This window comes from Mycolicibacterium sp. CBM1, assembly GCF_054073305.1.
In genome coordinates, this window is sequence record NZ_JBSXPP010000003.1 from 284,219 (window position 1) to 304,403 (window position 20,185).

17 protein-coding genes and 1 tRNA gene are annotated in these 20,185 nt (G+C 68.3%); 10 read left to right on the top strand and 8 right to left on the bottom strand.

Annotation, left to right across the window (positions count from 1 at the left end; genetic code table 11):
* Positions 1-117: 117 nt before the first annotated feature.
* From ACXDF8_RS05870 to ACXDF8_RS05880, 3 genes are read right to left on the bottom strand one after another with little or no spacing between them, the layout of a single operon-like run.
* Positions 118-348 carry a DUF167 domain-containing protein gene (locus ACXDF8_RS05870; RefSeq protein ID WP_457222301.1) on the bottom strand — a complete coding sequence of 77 codons (231 nt, stop codon included), beginning with the start codon at positions 346-348 and terminating at the stop codon, positions 118-120.
* Between the two features lie 9 nt (positions 349-357).
* Positions 358-1,560 (bottom strand): lipid-transfer protein, encoded by a 1,203-nt coding sequence (locus ACXDF8_RS05875; protein WP_457222302.1) that lies wholly within the window; start codon positions 1,558-1,560, stop codon positions 358-360.
* The gene (locus ACXDF8_RS05880) at positions 1,557-2,009 is read right to left on the bottom strand and encodes a Zn-ribbon domain-containing OB-fold protein (protein ID WP_457222303.1); all 453 of its coding nucleotides are present in this window, start codon (positions 2,007-2,009) and stop codon (positions 1,557-1,559) included. The genes ACXDF8_RS05875 and ACXDF8_RS05880 overlap by 4 nt, the downstream gene beginning before the upstream one ends.
* A 217-nt stretch (positions 2,010-2,226) precedes the next feature.
* Here ACXDF8_RS05880 and polA point away from each other — a divergent pair, with 217 nt between their 5' ends.
* Positions 2,227-4,890 carry a DNA polymerase I gene (polA, locus tag ACXDF8_RS05885; protein ID WP_457222380.1) on the top strand — a complete coding sequence of 888 codons (2,664 nt, stop codon included), beginning with the start codon at positions 2,227-2,229 and terminating at the stop codon, positions 4,888-4,890.
* Between the two features lie 675 nt (positions 4,891-5,565).
* Here polA and ACXDF8_RS05890 read toward each other — a convergent pair.
* Both ACXDF8_RS05890 and ACXDF8_RS05895 read right to left on the bottom strand, forming a co-directional pair.
* Positions 5,566-6,279 (bottom strand): trimeric intracellular cation channel family protein, encoded by a 714-nt coding sequence (locus tag ACXDF8_RS05890; protein WP_457222304.1) that lies wholly within the window; start codon positions 6,277-6,279, stop codon positions 5,566-5,568.
* Positions 6,280-6,323: 44 nt separating this feature from the next.
* The gene (locus ACXDF8_RS05895; protein ID WP_457222305.1) at positions 6,324-7,466 is read right to left on the bottom strand and encodes a PrsW family intramembrane metalloprotease; all 1,143 of its coding nucleotides are present in this window, start codon (positions 7,464-7,466) and stop codon (positions 6,324-6,326) included.
* A 201-nt stretch (positions 7,467-7,667) separates the two neighbouring features.
* On the opposite strand from ACXDF8_RS05895, the gene rpsA reads away from it, so the two are divergent.
* Both rpsA and coaE read left to right on the top strand, forming a co-directional pair.
* Complete coding sequence (gene rpsA / locus ACXDF8_RS05900) at positions 7,668-9,119, top strand: 30S ribosomal protein S1 (RefSeq protein WP_457222306.1); 1,452 nt, start codon at positions 7,668-7,670, stop codon at positions 9,117-9,119.
* Positions 9,120-9,193: 74 nt separating this feature from the next.
* Positions 9,194-10,369, top strand: coding sequence for a dephospho-CoA kinase (gene coaE / locus ACXDF8_RS05905; protein ID WP_457222307.1), 1,176 nt, complete (start codon positions 9,194-9,196; stop codon positions 10,367-10,369).
* A 3-nt stretch (positions 10,370-10,372) separates the two neighbouring features.
* On the opposite strand, the gene ACXDF8_RS05910 is transcribed toward coaE, so the two are convergent.
* On the bottom strand, positions 10,373-10,951 hold the full coding sequence (locus ACXDF8_RS05910) for a hypothetical protein (protein ID WP_457222308.1): 579 nt from the start codon (positions 10,949-10,951) through the stop codon (positions 10,373-10,375).
* Between the two features lie 59 nt (positions 10,952-11,010).
* The gene (locus ACXDF8_RS05915) at positions 11,011-11,481 is read right to left on the bottom strand and encodes a ribonuclease FAU-1 family protein (protein ID WP_457222381.1); all 471 of its coding nucleotides are present in this window, start codon (positions 11,479-11,481) and stop codon (positions 11,011-11,013) included.
* A 128-nt stretch (positions 11,482-11,609) separates the two neighbouring features.
* Between ACXDF8_RS05915 and uvrB the strand changes: the two genes are divergently transcribed.
* From uvrB to ACXDF8_RS05940, 5 genes are all read left to right on the top strand, one after another.
* Positions 11,610-13,784 (top strand): excinuclease ABC subunit UvrB, encoded by a 2,175-nt coding sequence (gene uvrB, locus ACXDF8_RS05920; protein ID WP_457222309.1) that lies wholly within the window; start codon positions 11,610-11,612, stop codon positions 13,782-13,784.
* Positions 13,785-13,832: 48 nt separating this feature from the next.
* Positions 13,833-15,236, top strand: coding sequence for an MFS transporter (locus ACXDF8_RS05925; RefSeq protein ID WP_457222310.1), 1,404 nt, complete (start codon positions 13,833-13,835; stop codon positions 15,234-15,236).
* Between the two features lie 235 nt (positions 15,237-15,471).
* Positions 15,472-15,542: transfer RNA gene (locus ACXDF8_RS05930), tRNA-Cys, on the top strand.
* Positions 15,543-15,848: 306 nt separating this feature from the next.
* A complete protein-coding gene (locus tag ACXDF8_RS05935; protein ID WP_457222311.1) occupies positions 15,849-16,229 on the top strand; it encodes an STAS domain-containing protein in 381 nt (126 codons plus the stop codon).
* Positions 16,230-16,411: 182 nt separating this feature from the next.
* Complete coding sequence (locus tag ACXDF8_RS05940; RefSeq protein ID WP_457222312.1) at positions 16,412-16,663, top strand: hypothetical protein; 252 nt, start codon at positions 16,412-16,414, stop codon at positions 16,661-16,663.
* A 275-nt stretch (positions 16,664-16,938) separates the two neighbouring features.
* Here the strand turns inward: ACXDF8_RS05940 and ACXDF8_RS05945 are convergent, their stop codons facing one another.
* Positions 16,939-17,178, bottom strand: a complete 240-nt coding sequence (locus ACXDF8_RS05945) for a hypothetical protein (protein ID WP_457222313.1) — start codon at positions 17,176-17,178, stop codon at positions 16,939-16,941.
* A gap of 26 nt (positions 17,179-17,204) precedes the next feature.
* Between ACXDF8_RS05945 and ACXDF8_RS05950 the strand changes: the two genes are divergently transcribed.
* Positions 17,205-18,089: a hypothetical protein gene (locus ACXDF8_RS05950; protein ID WP_457222314.1), complete on the top strand. Its 885-nt coding sequence runs from the start codon at positions 17,205-17,207 to the stop codon at positions 18,087-18,089.
* Positions 18,086-20,152 carry a hypothetical protein gene (locus ACXDF8_RS05955; RefSeq protein WP_457222315.1) on the top strand — a complete coding sequence of 689 codons (2,067 nt, stop codon included), beginning with the start codon at positions 18,086-18,088 and terminating at the stop codon, positions 20,150-20,152. Before ACXDF8_RS05950 ends, ACXDF8_RS05955 begins: the two co-directional genes overlap by 4 nt.
* The last annotated feature ends 33 nt before the right edge of the window (positions 20,153-20,185 follow it).

Genomic DNA, 20,185 nt, shown 5'->3' on the forward strand with positions numbered 1-20,185 from the left:
CGTCCGTTCCCTGCTCGTACAACCTCTCGAAAGCGGCGGCAAGGTTGCTCCAGCACTCAAAGCGGCAAGTTGGTCGGGTTCACTATCAAGCTCGTCGCACTGCCTCAGGCCCATCTTTCAGAAGTCGATGCTGAAGCGTTTGGTCCGCGAGGTGGCTCCCGACAGCAGCTGCACGCTGCTGCGTCGCACGCCGAAATGTTCGGCCAGCAGTCGTGCCGCCGCCTCGGTGGCTTTGCCCTCGACGGCGCGCTCGCGCACGTAGATCGTCAGCGCACCATCGGCATTCGCCTCGACCAGTGGGCCCTTTCGGCTGCCGGGCTTTACCGTGACGACGACGGTTTCGGCCACCCGCCGAGCCTACTTGGCGACGATGACCGAGGAGCCGTGGCCGAACAGGCCCTGGTTGGCGGTGACGCCCACCGTGGCGCCTTCGACCTGGCGGCCGGTCGCTTGGCCCTTGAGCTGCCAGGTGAGTTCGCAGACCTGGGCGATGGCCTGGGCGGGGATGGCTTCGCCGAAGCTGGCCAGGCCACCGGACGCGTTGACCGGGATCCGGCCGCCGATGGTGGTGGCACCACTGCGTAACAGCTGTTCGGCCTCGCCCTTGGCGCACAGCCCGAGGTGTTCGTACCAGTCGAGTTCCAGGGCGGTGGACAGGTCGTAGACCTCGGCCAGTGACAAATCCTGCGGGCCGATCCCGGCCTCGGCGTAGGCGGCGTCGAGGATCTGATCCTTGAACACCCGCTCCGGTCCCGGTACGACAGCGGTGGAATCGGTTGCGATGTCCGGCAATTCGGGCAGGTGCTGCGGGTACTGCGGGCTCTGCAGGCTCACCGCCCGCACCGAGGGGACCCCCTTGACCGAACCGAGGTGCTTCTCGGTGAACTCCTTGCTGGCGACGATCACCGCGGCCGCACCGTCGGAGGTGGCGCAGATGTCGAGCAGCCGCAGCGGGTCGGAGACCACCGGGCTGGCCAGCACATCGGCAACGCTGGCTTCCTTGCGGTAGCGGGCGTAGGGGTTGTTCAGGCCGTGCTGGGCGTTCTTGACCTTCACCCGGGCGAAGTCCTCCAGGGTGGCGCCGTACAGGTCCATCCGGCGCCGGGCCAGCAGCGCAAAGTAGACCGTGTTGGTGGCGCCGATGAGGTGGAAGCGCTGCCAGTCGGGATCATTGCGGCGTTCCCCGCCGACCGGGGCGAAGAACCCCTTGGGGGTGGTGTCGGCGCCGATGACCAGCGCGACGTCGCACAGGCCGGCGAGGATCTGAGCGCGGGCGCTCTGCAGCGCCTGCGAACCGCTGGCGCAGGCGGCATAGCTGGAGGTGACCGGGATGCCGTTCCAGCCGAGTTTTTGGGCGAAGGTGGCGCCGGCGACGAACCCGGGGTAGCCGTTGCGGATGGTGTCCGCGCCGGCAACCAGCTGGATTTGGCGCCAGTCCAGGCCGGCGTCGGCGAGCGCGGCGCGGGCGGCGACCACGCCGTACTCGGTGAAGTCGCGGCCCCACTTGCCCCAGGGGTGCATGCCGGCGCCGAGGAGGTAGACGGGGTCCGGCGTGCTCATTCAGCGACCTTCCAGGCGTAGGTGAGGCGTTCGACGCCGTCGTCGTCGGTATAGAGCGGCATCGTGGTCAGCTCGACCTCCATGCCGACCTTCAGGTCGGCGGCCAGGGTGCCTTCGACGACCTTGCCCAGCACGATGAGTCCCTCGTCGGCCAACTGCACGGCGGCGACGGCGAACGGTTCGAACGGGTCCGGAGACGGATACGGCGGCGGGGGTGCGTAGCGGTTCTCGGTGTAGCTCCACACCGTGCCGCGCCGGGAGAGCGCGACGGGCTCGAGGACGTCGCTGTCACACCCGGGGTTGGGGCAGTTGTTGGCGCGCGGCGGAAAGACGTAGGTACCGCACTGGGGGCACTTCGCGCCGATCAGATGGGGGACACCGGCATCGTCGTGGTCCCACCACCCCTCGATGGCCGGTAGTTGGGCGGGCGCGTCTGGAGAAGCTGGCACGAGGCCATCGTAAGCGATCCGCGGCGGCGAACTGAAACATGTTCCAGTTCAGTAGGACCTCGCGCCGTCACGCCGGCGAGCAGCGCGCAGATCGCCCGACCGGAGCGGGACCGCCTCGGTGTCGGGCCGGTTGCCTAGAGTTGGGTGCGTGAGCCCCACCAAGACAGTCGCAGCGGCACCCCAGGCGAAGCCCGGCGTCGACACCAAACCGACGTTGATGCTGCTGGACGGCAATTCGCTGGCTTTCCGGGCGTTCTACGCGCTGCCCGCGGAGAACTTCAAGACTAAGAACGGGCTGACCACGAACGCGGTCTACGGCTTCACCGCCATGTTGATCAACCTGCTGCGCGACGAGGGGCCCACCCACATCGCCGCGGCCTTCGACGTCTCGCGCCAGACCCATCGCTCGGAGAAGTTCCCCGAGTACAAGGCCAACCGGTCGGCCACCCCGGACGAATTCCGCGGCCAGATCGACATCACCAAGGAAGTCCTTGTCGCGCTGGGCATCACAGTGCTGGCCGAGCCGGGTTTCGAGGCCGACGACATCATCGCCACGCTGGCCACCCAGGCCGAGAACGAGGGCTACCGGGTGCTGGTCGTCACCGGGGACCGCGACTCGCTTCAGTTGGTCAGCGACGACGTCACGGTGCTCTACCCGATCAAGGGTGTCAGCGAGCTGACCCGGTTCACCCCCGAGGCGGTCGAGGCCAAGTACGGGCTGACCCCGCGGCAGTACCCGGATTTCGCGGCGCTGCGCGGCGACCCGAGCGACAACCTGCCCGGCATCCCCGGCGTGGGGGAGAAGACCGCCACCAAGTGGATCGCCGAGTACGGCTCGCTGCAGTCGCTGGTCGACAACGTCGACGCGGTGAAGGGCAAGGTCGGGGATGCTCTGCGCGCCCACCTCGGCAGTGTCGTACTCAACCGCGACCTCACCGAGCTGATCAAGGACGTGCCGCTGGCGCAGACGCCGGACACCCTGCGGATGCAGCCGTGGGACCGCGACCAGATTCACCGGCTGTTCGACGACCTGGAGTTCCGGGTACTGCGCGACCGGCTGTTCGACACGCTGGCCTCGACCAACCCCGAGGTTGACGAGGGCTTCGATGTCCGCGGTGGTGCGCTCGAACCCGGGACCGTCGCGGCCTGGCTGGCCGAACACGCATCCAGCGGGGCGCGTTCCGGGCTGGCGGTGGTCGGCACGCACCTGGCGTACGACGGTGACGCGACCGCGGTCGCGATTGCCGCTGCCGACGGTGAGGGCTGCTACATCGACACCACGACGCTGACCGCCGAGGACGAAGCGGCGCTGGGTGAGTGGCTGGCCGCGACGGATCGGCCCAAGGCGTTGCACGAGGCCAAATTGGCCATCCACGACCTGGCCGGCCGGGGCTGGTCACTGGCGGGAGTTACCTCCGACACCGCGCTGGCGGCGTACCTGGTGCGTCCCGGTCAGCGCAGCTTCACCCTCGACGATCTCTCCTTGCGGTACCTGCGCCGTGAATTGCGCGCCGATGCGCCTGAGCAGCAACAGCTTTCGTTGCTCGACGACAGTGACGGCGTCGATGACCAGGCCGTGCAGACGCTGATTCTGCGGGCCCGGGCCGTCACCGACCTGGCCGATGCGCTCGACGAGGAGCTGGCCCGCATCGATTCGGTGGCGCTGCTCGGCGAGATGGAACTGCCGGTGCAGACGGTGTTGGCTGGCCTGGAGTCGATCGGTATCGCCGTCGATCTGGACCAGCTCAAGCAGCTGCAGAGCACCTTCGGTGACGCGATCCGCGACGCCGCCGAAGCCGCTTACGGCGTCATCGGCAAGCAGATCAATCTCGGTTCGCCCAAGCAGCTGCAGGTCGTGCTGTTCGACGAGCTGGAGATGCCCAAGACGAAGCGCACCAAGACCGGCTACACCACCGACGCCGACGCGCTGCAAGGCCTCTTCGACAAGACCGGCCACCCGTTCCTGCAGCACCTGCTGACCCACCGCGACGTCACCCGCCTCAAGGTCACCGTCGACGGGCTGCTGAATTCCGTTGCCGCAGACGGCCGGATCCACACCACGTTCAACCAGACGATTGCGGCGACTGGCCGGCTTTCGTCTACCGAACCGAACCTGCAGAACATTCCCATCCGCACCGAAGCCGGTCGGGAGATCCGCGACGCGTTTGTCGTCGGGTCGGGTTACGCCGAGCTGATGACGGCCGACTATAGCCAGATCGAGATGCGGATCATGGCGCATCTGTCCAAGGACGCCGGACTCATCGAGGCGTTCAACACCGGCGAGGACCTGCATTCGTTCGTCGCGTCGCGGGCTTTCGGCGTCGAGATTTCCGAGGTCACCCCCGAGCTGCGCCGCCGGGTCAAAGCCATGTCCTACGGTCTGGCCTATGGGCTGTCCGCGTACGGGCTGGCCACCCAGCTCAAGATCTCGACCGAAGAGGCCAAAGACCAGATGGACTCGTACTTCGCCCGATTCGGTGGGGTGCGCGACTATCTGCAGTCCGTGGTCGACCAGGCCCGCAAGGACGGCTACACCTCCACGGTGCTGGGCCGACGCCGCTATCTGCCGGAGCTGGACAGCAGCAACCGCAACGTGCGGGAGGCCGCCGAGCGGGCCGCGCTCAACGCGCCGATCCAGGGCAGCGCCGCCGACATCATCAAGGTCGCCATGATCCGGGTCGACGAGGCGCTACGCGGCTCGGACTTGAAGTCCCGGATGCTGCTACAGGTGCACGACGAGCTGCTGCTGGAAGTGGCGCCCGGCGAGCGCGACGCGGTCGAGCAACTGATTCGCGAGAAGATGGGTGACGCCTACCCGCTGGACGTGCCGTTGGAGGTGTCGGTCGGTTACGGCCGCAGCTGGGACGCAGCGGCGCATTAGACACCGTCAGTGGCGGGTGCGACGTTCCTCACATCCGGCCTGTCGAGCTAATTAACGTCTGCGAACTATTTGCGCGACTGCCGCTGTGGATGCATCGCGGCTCTGTCGATCGCGAATGCCCGGTCGACAGCTATCGCCGTAGTCGGGTGGTCGTATCGCTGCAATAGACATATCCCCGTTTGCTGGCCTGTCAGCAAAATGTTTGTGTGTGCGGTATCTGATGGCCGACCGGTGCCCGACGGTGGACTCCGTCGGGCGCACGAGATTTCAGCAACGGCGTTGTTGGCAAGCTCTCGTGCCGACTTCCCGATATTTCCCACGTGCAGGTAAAGAAACTTTGCCGCAGCCCAGTTAACGTCGAAACACTTGCGGTACCAACGGCTTCGTTATTGGGGACGGTCTCATGTCAGAGCCTTTACACATCGCATCCGAATGTCGATGCGGACCTGAATGTTCGGAGGAGCAAGCCAAACAGGCGCTCCTCGGGGCGATCAGGCAATTGGCATCGAGGTGCGGCAACGTCAGCGCGCTCGCGCCACTGGTTCACGCCTACGCCGTCGTCATCGGTGCCGCACCGGGTACTTTCCCCGGTGCGGCGCCGATGACGACGTTCCGCGGTCCACGTGGCACGGCTTTCGAGGATGAGCCGAACGACGGGTCACACCTCCGGCGGGTCTAGCGAGCGCTGCGCCGGCTGCCTATCCGCTGGTTGTCGGTCGGCGACGGCCGCAGCTGGGGTGTAGCGGGGCACTGCTCTTCGCTGCCCGGGACGGGATTCGCATGCAGTTCGCGCGGGCCGGTGGGCAAACGCCAGTGGAAGGTGATCGCGGCCAGCCGCAAGAGGGTCGCCACGAGCGAACCGATCGCCACGCCCAGCCATTGGGAGCCGATCGAGTCGATCACGACATAGACGACCGCACCCAGCATCGCGGGTGCGGCATACATGTCGTCGGGACCCATCACCATCGGGACGTCACGCGCGACGATGTCGCGCATGATCGTGCCGGCGATCGCCGACACCATGCCGAGCAGCGCGGCGGCGAAGTAACTGGCACCGTGATCGACGGAGATCGCCGCGCCGGTGGTTGCGAAGAACCCCATCCCGATGGCGTCGAGGACCACGACGAGCTGGTTCAGCTTGATCACGAGCTTGGCGAACGCGGTGGTGAGCAGGGCAGCCACGAAACACACCGTGATGGGGGCCCAGCGCTGAAGCGACGCCGGTGGGAACACGCCGAGCAATACGTCACGCAGGAGGTTGCCCCCGATGCCCGTCAGCGCCGCGAGTACGGCGATGCCGAACAGGTCGAACCCTTTGCGTATGCCGACCACCGCACCGGACGTCGCGAGGACCCCGATCCCGGCGTATTCCAGGATGTGCTGGATCATGCCCGCGAAGTTAGGTCGCGAAGCTAGGAATCGGCTGGCAGGTGCTATCGCACGGACGGACGAAATCCGTCCATCCAGTGCAATGCCGGGCCGGCCGCGACACGCGCTGCGGCGAGGTTGTCGACTTCTTCCTGAAGTAGCGCTGACACCCGTGCGTCGCCGAAGCCACGATCGATCCGATCTCGTACGAAGGCCAGTTCGACGACCTGCACGGCGAACCTCTTGACGCCGCCGCCCGCGGCGCGCCCCCCGATCCGGGCGGCGGCGGCGACCGCCTGCTTACGGGTTCGCAGCGATCCCAGCCAGGCTGCCTCGGCGGGCGTCACGAGATTGGCAGTGACCATCCCGGGCAACTTCTCGGCGACGATCCGCTGCTCACGCCGGCGGCTGTGCACCGCCAGGGTGATCGCCAGGCCGAACATCGGCATCATCCACAGCACATAGATCCCGAAGTAGGCCTCGGCACCGACCAGTGCCGAGCCGTTCCACAGACCGTGCATGATCACCGCGGCCAGATAGCCGGCCAGGACCCAGCCGATCTTGGCCGATGTGGTGCGTTGCCGGAGCGCGAAATACACGCCGAGGCCGGTGAACGTCGTGAACAGCGGATGGGCGAACGGTCCCATCACCAGGCGTATCGCGGCGGTGCCCAGTGAACCGGCGAGCGAGCCGCCGTCTGCGATGTAGAAGATGTCCTCCAACCAGGCGAACCCGGCGGCTGTCACACCCGCATACACCAGGCAGTCGGTCAGCGAATTCAGCTCGTTGCGTCGTACGCCGGTCATCATCACCAGCAGGAAAAGACCCTTGGCGGCCTCTTCGATCACCGGTGCGGCGACGGCCACGGTGAAGAAGCTCGCGTTCTCCCCACCCGGATTCGCCGCCGACTCCACGGCGAGCTCGAGCACCACCGACGCCAGCACCGCCACCGACGCCCCCCAGAGGAAGGACAGCACCAGCAGCCGGGGCGGTTCCGGTTCCCAGCGATCCAGCCACAGGTAACACAGGAGCACCAGGCTCATCGCGACGGTCGACAAGACGAAGCCGATGGTGGTGCGTGCCGGATTCACCGCGGTCAGCAGGGTCAGGATCAGCCCCGACAGGGTGCCGAGGGCGATGATCACCGCCAATGGGGCACCGACCTTGCGGACCGCCCGGGGTAGCGGCGGCGTGAGGGCATAGGGCACGTCAGGAGGGTATTACGGCGACTTCGTGCGGCGGGTCTTCCTGAAGGGTCTTCCTGAAGACTCCCGACCCGGGTTTGTCCAGCGTGCGCCTGGTCGAGTACGCTCGGAAGGCACCTGTGTGCGTACCTACGGGCACACTGCGGGTGCAGCATCGCAAAACACTGTCCCTACGATTCAGCCTGTCCGGAGCAACCCAACAATATGCCAAGTCCCACCGTCACCTCGCCGCAAGTAGCCGTCAACGACATCGGCTCGGCTGAGGACTTCCTCGCCGCCATCGACAAAACCATCAAATACTTCAACGATGGCGACATCGTCGAGGGCACGATCGTCAAGGTCGACCGGGACGAGGTTCTCCTCGACATCGGCTACAAGACCGAAGGGGTCATCCCTTCCCGCGAACTTTCCATCAAGCACGACGTCGACCCCAATGAGGTTGTGTCCGTCGGCGATGAGGTGGAAGCCCTCGTCCTCACCAAGGAGGACAAGGAAGGCCGCCTGATCCTGTCCAAGAAGCGCGCTCAGTACGAGCGTGCCTGGGGCACCATCGAGGCACTCAAGGAGAAGGACGAGGCCGTCAAGGGCACCGTCATCGAGGTCGTCAAGGGCGGCCTGATCCTCGACATCGGCCTGCGTGGCTTCCTTCCCGCGTCGCTGGTCGAGATGCGTCGCGTCCGCGATCTGCAGCCGTACATCGGCAAGGAGATCGAGGCCAAGATCATCGAGCTGGACAAGAACCGCAACAACGTGGTGCTGTCGCGTCGCGCATGGCTGGAGCAGACCCAGTCCGAGGTGCGCAGCGAGTTCCTCAACCAGCTGCAGAAGGGCGCCATCCGCAAGGGTGTCGTGTCCTCGATCGTCAACTTCGGCGCGTTCGTCGACCTCGGTGGGGTCGACGGCCTCGTGCACGTCTCCGAGCTGTCCTGGAAGCACATCGATCACCCCTCCGAGGTGGTCGCGGTGGGCGACGAGGTCACCGTCGAGGTGCTCGACGTCGACATGGACCGCGAGCGGGTTTCGTTGTCGCTCAAGGCCACTCAGGAAGATCCGTGGCGTCACTTCGCCCGCACTCACGCCATCGGGCAGATCGTTCCCGGCAAGGTCACCAAGCTGGTGCCGTTCGGTGCGTTCGTCCGCGTCGAGGAGGGCATCGAGGGTCTGGTCCATATCTCCGAGCTGGCCGAGCGCCACGTCGAGGTGCCGGATCAGGTCGTGCAGGTCGGTGACGACGCCATGGTCAAGGTCATCGACATCGACCTCGAGCGTCGCCGCATCTCGCTGAGCCTCAAGCAGGCCAACGAGGACTACACCGAGGAGTTCGATCCCTCTAAGTACGGCATGGCCGACAGCTACGACGACGCGGGGAACTACATCTTCCCCGAGGGCTTCGACGCCGAGACCAACGAATGGCTCGAGGGCTTCGACAAGCAGCGCACCGAGTGGGAAGCCCGCTACGCAGAGGCCGAGCGCCGGCACAAGATGCACACCGCGCAGATGGAGAAGTTCGCCGCTGCCGAGGCGGAGGCCGCGAGCCGGCCGGCCACGGCCAACGGCTCCTCGTCTTCGTCGAGCTCGGGTGAGTCGGCCGGCGGTTCGCTGGCCAGCGACGCCCAGCTGGCTGCGCTTCGCGAGAAGCTGGCAGGCAACGCCTAACTAATTCACGACCGACGCCCCGGCTCATCCGAGCCGGGGCGTTCGTCGTCTCGGCTGCCTGAAATACTGGTGCGGTGCTGCGTATTGGACTCACCGGCGGTATCGGCGCCGGAAAGTCGACGGTGTCTGCGACATTCTCCGAATGTGGCGGCATCGTCGTCGACGGGGACGTGATCTCCCGGGAAGTCGTCGAACCCGGGACCGAGGGGCTGTCCAAGCTCGTCGACGCCTTCGGTGAGCAGATCTTGCGATCGGACGGCGCGCTGGACCGCCCGGCGCTGGCCGCCATCGCGTTCAGCGACGAGGGCAAGCGGCAAACGCTCAACGGCATCGTGCACCCGCTGGTGGCGACCCGCCGCTCGGAGCTGATCGCCGCGGCAGCCGAGGATGCGGTCATCGTTGAGGACATCCCGCTGCTGGTCGAATCCCAGATGGCCCCGATGTTCCCGCTCGTCGTCATCGTCAACGCCGACGCCGAACTCCGGGTGCAGCGGCTCATCGAGTACCGCGGCTTCACCGAGGCCGATGCCCGGGCGCGGATCGCGGCGCAGGCCACCGAGGAGCAGCGCCGGGCGGTCGCCGATGTGTGGCTGGACAACTCCGGCACCCCGGGTGAGCTCGTCGAGCAGGCTCGTGGCCTGTGGTACGAGCGCATCCTGCCGTTCGCCCACAACCTCACCGCCGGTACCCCGGTGCACACCGCACCGCGGTTGGTGCCGGCCGACCCGACCTGGCCCGACCAGGCCCGCCGGATCCTTTCCCGGCTGAACACCACCTGCGGGCACCGCGCGGTCCGCATCGACCACATCGGGTCGACGGCGGTGCCCGGCATGGACGCCAAGGATGTCATCGACGTCCAGGTCACGGTCGCCTCGCTGCAGGTTGCCGGCGAACTCGCCGAGGACTTGTTGCGCGCCGGCTATCCGAGGGTTGCGGCCATCAACACCGACGTGCCGAAGGCCGGTACCGATCCGGCGTTGTGGCACAAGCGTTTTCACGCCTCCGGCGACCCGGGGCGGCCCACCAATGTGCACCTGCGGGTGGACGGCTGGCCCAATCAGCGATTCGCGCTGTTGTTCGTCGACTGGCTGGCTGCCAACCCCGGCGTGCGGGCCGATTATCTGGCGGTCAAGCGCTCGGCGGCACAGCACGGCGACGTCGATCGCTACGCCGACGCCAAGGAGCCGTGGTTCCTGGATGCCTATCGACGGGCGTGGGCCTGGGCGGACGCCACCGGGTGGCGCCCGTAGGGCTTAGCCCTGCGCGGGTGGCGCCGGCTCTTCGGGGGCGTTCTGCGTCGCAGCGGGGGTGGCGGCCGGGTCCGACGGTGTGGGGTTCGGTACGCCGGCGACCGGCGCCTCGCAGATCAGTGCCCCGTAGTCCGGGTCGTCTTTGACGGGCAGCACGCGCGGTGCGATGAAATCGTCGGCCTGGGCGACGATCGCGTCATCGACCAGGATCTCGCAGTGCAGGTTGGCCGAGTAGGGCCACTGGATGGACACCCGCATGTCAGCCTGCGCCGTGGCGGGCAGGACGGTGTTCGCTTCAAAGACGCGCCCCGGCACCATCGTCGGGTTGGCGGTCTGGGTCTGGTTGTCCTGCGCGGAGTAGGTGATGGTCGCGCCCCGCGAGACACCGTCGATGCGGGCCCGGTAAGTGATGTTGTGCAGCACTTCCTGGGGGGCCTGCCCGGCAGCGGTCGGAGTCGGTGTCGGAGGCGGGGCCGGGTCGGCCAGCGCCGGGGCCAGCCCCGGACCCACTGTTAACTGGGAACCCGTCGCCACAGCCACCGCGGCTGCGATAGTCAACCATCCGCGCTTGATGGGGCTCATGTCTAGTGAGACTACCCTTTCGGTCGCACGGTGCCGATTCGTTGCCGGTCGGCAGCGGCTCATCGCCAGGTCAGCGTCATCCCGTCGGCGGCGAGCCAGGCGGTGAGGTCGTGGCGGTGGCCGGCGAGGCCAGCCACGGCGGCCACCGCCCGCTGCAGCGCCGACTCGGCGGTCGCGGTCGTCAGCAGTCCGTGCTGGTGTGCCTCGAGAAGTTCGTCCCCGTCGAGGAGGTCGGTGCGGTCACCGGTGTAGACCACCAGATCGAGGTAATGGTCCTCGGCCGTCCACTGGGTCTGCCCGGCGACGATGTGCGCGACGTCGAGGTAGTAGTCCTGATCCCGTTCGTAACCGGGGTTGAAGTGGAAGACGTTGGCCCGCAGCCCGCGCGACGGCAGCAGCCAGGACTCCAGGTAGTGGAACTGGGCGCGCCCCGGCGTGGGGCGGGCCATGTAGAGCCCCCAGGGGTGCACGACGTACTCGTCGACGTCGCGCACGATGCCCTTGGGATCGGTGTTGGTGTAGGAGACCAGGTCGAATGTCTCACGTTTGGGGGGATGGACCCCGGTCGTCGCGGGCGGATCGGCCACGGCGTCAGCGTACGGGCCGGCCGATTCGCGCGGGGAATGAATGTGTCGGTGGGGACGCTTAACCTGGTCGTATGGCATTCGCTACCGAACACCCGGTGATCGCGCACTCGGAGTACCGGCCCGCCGCCGACGCGGTCGACGGCCTGGTGCGTGCCGGTGCGCGGTTCGAGGTGGTCAGCCCCTACCAGCCGGCCGGCGATCAGCCTGCCGCGATCGAAGAGCTGGAACGCCGGATCCGCGCCGGGGAGCGCGACGTGGTGCTGCTCGGCGCCACAGGCACCGGCAAGTCGGCGACCACCGCCTGGCTCATCGAACGGCTGCAGCGGCCCACCCTGGTGATGGCACCCAACAAGACATTGGCCGCGCAGCTGGCCAACGAGCTGCGAGAGATGTTGCCGCACAACGCCGTCGAGTACTTCGTCTCGTACTACGACTACTACCAGCCCGAGGCGTACATCGCGCAGACCGACACCTACATCGAGAAGGACAGCTCGATCAACGACGACGTCGAGCGGTTGCGGCACTCGGCCACCTCGAGTCTGCTCTCCCGGCGCGACGTGGTGGTGGTCGCCTCGGTGTCCTGCATCTACGGCCTCGGTACTCCGCAGTCCTACCTGGACCGGTCGGTCGAACTGCAGGTCGGCAGCGAAGTGCCCCGCGACGGGCTGCTGCGGCTGCTGGTCGACGTCCAGTACACCCGCAACGACATGTCGTTCACCCGCGGCTCCTTCCGGGTGCGCGGCGACACCGTCGAGATCATCCCGTCCTACGAGGAGCTGGCCGTCCGCATCGAGTTCTTCGGCGACGAGATCGAGGCGCTCTACTACCTGCATCCGTTGACCGGTGACGTTATCCGCAAGGTCGACTCGCTGCGGATCTTCCCGGCCACCCACTACGTCGCCGGCCCGGAGCGGATGGCCCTGGCGATCTCGACCATCGAGGCCGAACTCGCCGAGCGGTTGGCCGAATTGGAGAACCAGGGCAAACTGCTCGAGGCCCAGCGGCTGCGGATGCGCACGAACTACGACATCGAGATGATGCGCCAGGTCGGCTTCTGCTCGGGCATCGAGAACTACTCGCGGCACATCGACGGCCGAGCCGCCGGCTCGGCGCCGGCGACGCTGCTGGACTACTTCCCCGAGGACTTCCTGCTGGTCATCGATGAATCCCACGTCACGGTCCCGCAGATCGGCGGGATGTACGAAGGGGACATGTCGCGCAAGCGCAACCTCGTCGAGTTCGGGTTCCGGCTACCCTCGGCCGTCGACAATCGGCCGTTGACGTGGGAGGAGTTCGCTCAGCGGATCGGCCAGACGGTGTATCTGTCGGCCACGCCGGGCCCCTACGAGCTCAGCGCGACCGGCGGCGAGTTCGTCGAGCAGGTGATCCGGCCGACCGGCCTGGTCGACCCGAAGGTGGTCGTCAAGCCGACCAAGGGTCAGATCGACGACCTGATCGGGGAGATCCGGACCCGCACCGAGCGGGACGAGCGGGTGCTGGTCACCACGCTGACCAAGAAGATGGCCGAGGACCTCACCGACTACCTGCTCGAGATGGGCATCCGGGTGCGTTACCTGCACTCCGAGGTTGACACGCTGCGCCGCGTCGAGCTGTTGCGCCAGCTGCGCCTCGGTGAGTACGACGTGCTGGTCGGCATCAACCTGCTGCGGGAGGGTCTGGACCTGCCCGAGGTCTCGCTGGTGTCGATCCTCGACGCCGACAAGGAGGGATTCCTGCGGTCGACCCGCAGTCTCATCCAGACCATCGGCCGCGCGGCCCGCAACGTCTCCGGCGAAGTGCACATGTATGCCGACAAGATCACCGACTCGATGCGAGAAGCGATCGACGAGACCGAACGCCGCCGCGCCAAGCAGGTCGAGTACAACGTGGCGCACGGCGTGGATCCGCAACCGTTGCGCAAGAAGATCGCCGACATTCTCGACCAGGTCTACAGCGAGGCTGACGATACCGACGCGACCGTTGGCGTGGGTGGTTCGGGGCGCAATGCCTCCCGCGGCCGGCGTGCGCAGGGTGAGCCGGGCCGCGCGGTCAGCGCCGGCATTATCGAGGGCCGCGACACCTCGAACATGCCGCGGGCCGAACTCGCTGACCTCATCAAGGACCTCACCGCGCAGATGATGACCGCCGCCCGCGACCTGCAGTTCGAATTGGCTGCGCGAATCCGCGACGAGATCGCCGACCTGAAGAAGGAACTGCGCGGGATGGACGCCGCCGGCCTGAAATAGCCGGGCGCGCTTGAGCTCAACCGTGGTTGAGGCTCTACGGTGATCGACATGACCGAGACGACAGCCTCCGCGGCGGGTAGCTGGCGGGAGCTGCTGGGGCAGCATCTCGGTGCCGCGGTGGTACTCGCCGGTGGCGTGGCCATCTACGCCATCAACGAGTTCATCACCATGAGCCTGCTGCCCAGTGCGGTCGCCGACATCGGCGGTCAGCGGCTCTACGCGTGGGTGACGACGGTCTATCTGGTGGCGTCGGTGACCGCGGCGACCACGGTCGGGCCGGCGCTGACCCGATTCGGGCCCCGTGCGGCCTATCTCGGCGCCCTGTTGTCGTTCGCGGTGGGCAGCGCGTTGTGCGCGCTGGCCCCGACGATGCAGCTCCTGCTCGTCGGCCGGGTGGTGCAAGGGCTGGCCGGCGGCGTGCTCGCCGGCCTTGGTTATGCCGTGATCAGTGCCGCATTGCCCGACCGGTTGTGGACGCGGGCATCGGCGGTGGTGTCAGCGATGTGGGGGATTGGCACCCTCGTGGGTCCGGCCACCGGCGGCCTGTTCGCCCAATTCGGTTTCTGGCGAGGCGGATTCGGCCTGCTTGCCGCACTGGCGATCGCCATGAGTGTGCTGGTGCCGATGGTGTTGCCGGCCCGTGCGGCGTCGGACTCGACGGACACCCCTCGCACCCGGATTCCGGTGTGGTCGCTGCTGCTGTTGGGAGTCGCGGCGCTGGCGGTCAGCGGCGCGGTGATACCGAGCAACCCCGCGGCGATCGCCGGGTTGCTGGCCGCCGGCATCGTCCTGGTGCTGGTGTTCATCGCCGTCGACCGGCGGGCAACCGCTGCGGTGTTGCCGCGCATGGCTTTCGGGCCCGGCCCGTTGAAATGGATCTACTTGAGCCTGGGCCTGCTGATGGCGGCGACGATGGTCGACATGTATGTCCCGCTGTTCGGTCAACGGCTGGGCTCGCTGGCGCCGGTGGTCGCGGGGTTCCTCGGCGCGGGGTTGTCGGTGGGCTGGACAGTCGGTGAGATCGCCAGCGCCTCGGTGACCAACGTGCGAGCCACGGTAAAGATCGTGGCGGTCGCGCCGCTGGTGATGGCCTCGGGCCTGGCTCTGGCCACGTTCAGCCAAACCGACCACGCGACAACGGGAGTCGTCGTGCTGTGGGCGATGGCGCTGGTCGTCACCGGGTCCGGCATCGGTATGGCGTGGCCGCACCTGTCGGCGTGGGCGATGGGGGCGGTCGTCGACGACTCGGCGCAGCAGGCGGTGGCGGCGGCCGCCATCAGCACTGTGCAGCTCATGTGCGGAGCGTTCGGCGCCGGCCTGGCCGGGGTGGTGGTGAACGTGCGGGCCGCACCCGACGCCTCGGCGAGCAGATTGATGTTCGGCGCGTTCGCGGTGCTGGCGCTCGTCGGCTGTGTGGCGTCGTATCGCTCCGGACGCGGACAGCTCCGCTAGCGGCTCTTCATCCTTTTCGTCGAGCCGCCGCGTTCCGGCTCGTAGGTCACCCGTGGCCGCACCGAGCCGGCCAACTGAGCGGTCAACGGCCCTGCCCGGTCCGCGGAACAGGGGCGGATCAGCCAACCAGGTCTGCATTCCGCAACGGTCGGCCATCGCAGGTGACGAGGGTTCGGGATCACGCTGAGTCAAAGGGTGTGCAGCGCGCTGTGCCGGTGGCAGTGTCGTAACTGCTGCGGGTGTGGCTGAGTGGCTAGGCACCGGCCTGCAAAGCCGTTTACACGGGTTCGAATCCCGTCACTCGCTCGTATGTTGGGTTTCGCGTCGGCTTGCATGCGAAGGCCCCACTGACTAACCATCGCCGGCATTTGCGCTGCTCCAGCGTTTGACAGGGTGCCGGTGATGGGGTGTGATGGGAAGCGCTATAAAGCTAGCCGGCCTGGGGTCGGTGTCGCCGCCCATGGGGGTCCGCGGCACGGGATTGATCACCGCCCAGAACCCTCTTCCGCCCTCGTAGTTTGCAGCCGCTCCCATGAGCGGTTTCCATTCGGATTTCAGCTCTCGCCGAGAGACTGACGTCGACGAGGTTCGAGCAATGAACAGAGCATCGTTATGACCGTTCAGCAGCTTCGGGTAGCAATCCCAGCGAATACACGTGGCCCAGAATCCCCCCGGTACCTGGAGATCGGCAATCGCCGAGGCAGCATGAGTGCGTGCTGTCGCGACGCCGAGACGGTGGTGACAATCGCTGGCGATATCGATGCCGCAAATGCGGACGAGGTACTCGACTTCGCCAACCTGTTCATGCCGCTTGCCGGCACTGCAACCCTCGATCTGAGTGGGGTGGGGTTCTTTGCCGCCCAATGCATCTCGCTGTTGAAAAATGTCGAGGAGCTGTGCCGTACCGCAGGAGTGTCGTGGGAGGTAATTCCCAGTGACGCGATCAGGCGCGTGACCCGGCTGCGCACAGCCAGCGGCGTTTCCGACGCATGACACGAGGCGTCGGAGCTCGTGCTCGCTGTCTACGCTTGATGACTAGGTGTCTCACGGGGCTCCCCGCCGGCACAAGCACAAGGTGTTGGGCCGCGCAAGCGCCCTAAGTCCAGCGCATACACGCCGACCGCACCCATCGCGTCGGTCGCTACGTCGGCAACCACGGCGTGTAGCTGTGGCCGTTGATCGCCATCGTTGAAGAAATCAAGACCTACCCCGGCGTGTGGTCCGCCAAGGTCCGAATGATCGGCGACGCAGCGAGCCCCGAACCGGCGACCGAAGCCGGCTTGGAACACACCGCCGACCCCGCCACGTTACGTCACCGTGTCGAGACCAATGCCGTCGCCCACCTCAGGCAAGCTGTGGGCGACCCTTGCCTTCCGGTAATCCTCGACGTCACCATCTGCGAGCGCGAGAGTCGCGCCCTGTCCTGACTATCGGACCAGCAATTTGTCGGCGAAGTAACTGCCGCGGCACTGCTTCGCAACAGTTCGGTAACCGCCAGAACGCCCTGCACTCCCCGTACTTACACGTCTGTAGTTTGCCCTCAGGGCCTTCACAGAAACGGGGAAATGATGTCACGGACCACCTCTCGCGTGGCGGCGGTCACCGCCATGGCGACTGCGGGGTTTTTCTGGACTGCGCCGCTGTTCAGTCCCCGCGCGGCTGCCGACTTCGGCAGCCCGGGTGTTCCGTGTGCCGACATCATTCACCAGGTCGCGTCCAACCCGCCGAGCTTCACCCCGGGCGAGCCGGGCAGCGTGACCTCGATCTTCACCAATAACCCGCCGACCGCCGGCGGGCCGGTTCCGCCTGCGACGGTACCCGGCAGCGTCCGCATTCCGCCTGCCAGCGCCCCCGGCTCGCCCGGAATGCCCGGCACCAACAGCGTCACCGTCCCGCCCGCCTCGGTTCCCGGCTCGCCCGGCACGAGCGTGGCCCGCAGCATCCCCACACCGCCCGCCGCGGTTCCGGGTGCTCCCGGTGGTGGTGGCGGTGGTGGTGTGCCGACTCCTCCTGCTGCGGTTCCGGGTGGTCCGGGTGGTGGTGGCGGTGGTGGTGTGCCGACTCCTCCTGCTGCGGTTCCGGGTGGTCCGGGTGGTGGTGGCGGTGGTGGTGTGCCGACTCCTCCTGCTGCGGTTCCGGGTGGTCCGGGTGGTGGTGGTGGCGGTGGTGTGCCGACTCCGCCCGCCGGCGTCCCCGGCGGTCCCGGTGGTGGTACTGGCGGCGGCGTGCCTGCTCCGCCTGCCGGTGTACCGAGTGCTCCCATCGCGGATGCCGCCGGCATCCCCGCCGGTGATGCCGGTGCGGCCGGTGCCCCGATCGCCGACGCGGCGGGCGCTCTGCCCGCAGACGCAGGCGCACCCGTGGCTGACGCCGCAGCAAGCCTGGCCGGTGCCGGCGGTGGCGCCGGCGCGGGTGGCGGGGCCGGTGCCGGTGCTGCGGGTGCCGTCGGTGCACCGGTGGCTGACGCCGCCGGTGCCGTGCCGCTCGCCGGACCCGACGGTGCTCCCATCTCCGATGCCAGCGGACTCGTGCCGCCGGCTGCTGCTGCTGACGTTCCCGCCGCCCCGCTGGCCGATGCGGCCGGTGCGGTACCGCCGCCCGCGGCAGCGCTGCCGAACGGCCCGATCGGCGGCGGTGGTGACACGCCACCCGGCCCGCCTGCCGGCGTCCCCGGTGGTCCCGGTGGCGGTAGCGGTGGTGGTGTGCCGACTCCTCCTGCTGAGGTCCCGGGTGGTCCTGGCGGTGGTGGCGGTGGTGGTGTGCCGACTCCTCCTGCTGAGGTCCCGGGTGGTCCTGGCGGTGGTGGCGGTGGTGGTGTGCCGACTCCTCCTGCTGAGGTCCCCGGCGGCGTGACGAACGAATCCCTCAACACCCCACCGGTTCCGCCCGCCGCTGTCCCCGGCGCGGAGATCCCCGGCTCGTCGGGCACCCCGGGCGTTCCTCCGGCAGCTGTTCCCGGCGACGTGGCGACCGATTCCGTCAGCACTCCGCCCGCCGCGGTACCGGGCGGCCCGGGCTCGTCGACCGAAACGGTCATCAGCACCCCGCCGGTTCCCCCGACCATCACACCCGGCAACGTGATCAACGACTCCGCCGCGACGCTGCCCCCGCCGGGTGCGTCGGTGCCCGGTGCGCCGGTCGGCGGCGGAACGCTCGAGGTTCCTGGTACGCCCCCTATCAACCTGGGCGGCGTTCCCAGCGCGGCGTCCATCCCCGGCGTGAGTACACCGCCCGCCGCGGTTCCGGGCACTCCGGGTGCACCGGTCAATGTGTCGGTGCCTGGAACGCCCGCAGCGGTGCCAGGCACCCCCGGCACGCCCGGTATGGAAATCCCCCCGACTCCGCCGTCGGTGGTCCCCGGCACCCCGGGCACCCCGGCGGTCGAGGAGCTGTCCACTCCGCCCGCCGCGGTTCCGGGTGCGCCCGGTGAAGGTGGCGGTAGCGGCGTTCCGACGCCTCCCGCGGCCGTCTCGGGAACACCTGGTGGCAGCACCGTCGAAACCGGCATGACGCCGCCCGCCGCGGTCCCCGGCGCTCCCGGTGCCGGCGGTGGCGAAGGTGTTCCGACTCCGCCGGCCGCGGTTCCGGGTGGTCCTGGTGCTGGCGGTGGCGAAGGTGTTCCGACTCCGCCGGCCGCGGTTCCGGGTGGTCCTGGTGCTGGCGGTGGCGAAGGTGTTCCGACTCCGCCGGCCGCCGTCCCCGGTGGTCCCGGTGCTGGCGGTGGCGAAGGTGTTCCGACTCCGCCGGCCGCCGTCCCCGGTGGTCCCGGTGGTGGCACCGGCGGTGGGGTTCCGACCCCGCCCGGCGCCGTGCCCGACGTTCCGCTCGGTGGTGGCGAGGGACTGCCCGCGCCGATCGCCGATGGTGTTCCCGCCGCGCCGATCACCGACAACTCCGGTTCCGAAGTGCCCGCCGCGGCGCTGTCGGATAGTTCCGGCACCGCGGGCGCGGCCCTGGCCGGCGTCCCCGGCGCGGGTGCCGGTGCTGGGGCTGGTGCAGGGGCCGCGGTAGGAGCACCCATCGCTGACGCCTCCGGTGTCGTCGCGCCGTCGGCCGGGGTCCCGGCCGAGGCCATTGCCTCAGCGGCAGCCGGCGTGCCCGCACCGGCGGACGCGCTGCCCGCCGCCGCACTCGGCGCAACCGGCGGCGGTGTGCCGACCCCGCCCGCAGCCGTTCCCGGCGGTCCGGGCGGTGGCACCGGTGGTGGTGTGCCGACTCCGCCGGCTGCGGTTCCGGGTGGTCCGGGCGGTGGCACCGGTGGTGGTGTGCCGACTCCGCCGGCTGCGGTTCCGGGTGGTCCGGGCGGTGGCACCGGTGGTGGTGTGCCGACTCCGCCGGCCGGCGTTCCCGGCGGTCCGGGTGGCGGTACTGGCGGCGGCGTTCCGACTCCGCCGGCTGCGGTGCCGGGAACACCGTTCACCAACAGTGTCGTCACGCCCGGCACCCCGCCGGCCGCGGTTCCGGGTGGTCCCGGTGGCGGTGGCGGCGGGGGAGTTCCGACTCCGCCGGCGGCCACTCCCGGCACACCGAGTGTGAACCGGGCGGCGACCCCGCCGACCCCGCCGACCGTGGTTCCGGGTGGTCCGGGTGCCTACATCCCGCCTTCCCCGGGCGGCCTGGGCAGCCTCATCCCCGCGGCCCCGATCTCCGACGCGGCCGGCACCCTGCCGACCCCGCCGGCGCAGCTGTTCCCCGTGATGGCTCAAGGCATTTCGACCCTGCTGTCACCGCCGCAGGTGACGATCCCCGGAATCCCGGGCTTCGGTATCCCACTGCCGTCGACGATCTCGACGCCAAAGGACCTGCTGTGCGTCGGGACCGGGTGGTCGGCCAAAGCGGGCATCGCGACCGGCGCCCCGGCAGGTGCGGTGCTCGGTGCCGAATTGCCCAGTGCGGGAAGGTGGTTCGATGACTAGGACGGTGGTCCGCCGCCCGAGCAGTCCCGCTGC

Excerpts from the sequence above, each read along its gene's own strand:
- ACXDF8_RS05945 (WP_457222313.1), bottom strand. The coding sequence starts at position 17,178 with ATGCTGCGGGCCACGCTCGTGCCGGGCGAGCCGGGAACCGAGGCGGGC.
- ACXDF8_RS05910 (WP_457222308.1), bottom strand. The coding sequence starts at position 10,951 with ATGAGCCCCATCAAGCGCGGATGGTTGACTATCGCAGCCGCGGTGGCT.
- polA (WP_457222380.1), top strand. The coding sequence starts at position 2,227 with ATGCTGCTGGACGGCAATTCGCTGGCTTTCCGGGCGTTCTACGCGCTG.
- rpsA (WP_457222306.1), top strand. The coding sequence starts at position 7,668 with ATGCCAAGTCCCACCGTCACCTCGCCGCAAGTAGCCGTCAACGACATC.
- ACXDF8_RS05875 (WP_457222302.1), bottom strand. The coding sequence starts at position 1,560 with ATGAGCACGCCGGACCCCGTCTACCTCCTCGGCGCCGGCATGCACCCC.
- ACXDF8_RS05935 (WP_457222311.1), top strand. The coding sequence starts at position 15,849 with ATGACCGTTCAGCAGCTTCGGGTAGCAATCCCAGCGAATACACGTGGC.
- ACXDF8_RS05890 (WP_457222304.1), bottom strand. The coding sequence starts at position 6,279 with ATGATCCAGCACATCCTGGAATACGCCGGGATCGGGGTCCTCGCGACG.
- ACXDF8_RS05925 (WP_457222310.1), top strand. The coding sequence starts at position 13,833 with ATGACCGAGACGACAGCCTCCGCGGCGGGTAGCTGGCGGGAGCTGCTG.
- uvrB (WP_457222309.1), top strand. The coding sequence starts at position 11,610 with ATGGCATTCGCTACCGAACACCCGGTGATCGCGCACTCGGAGTACCGG.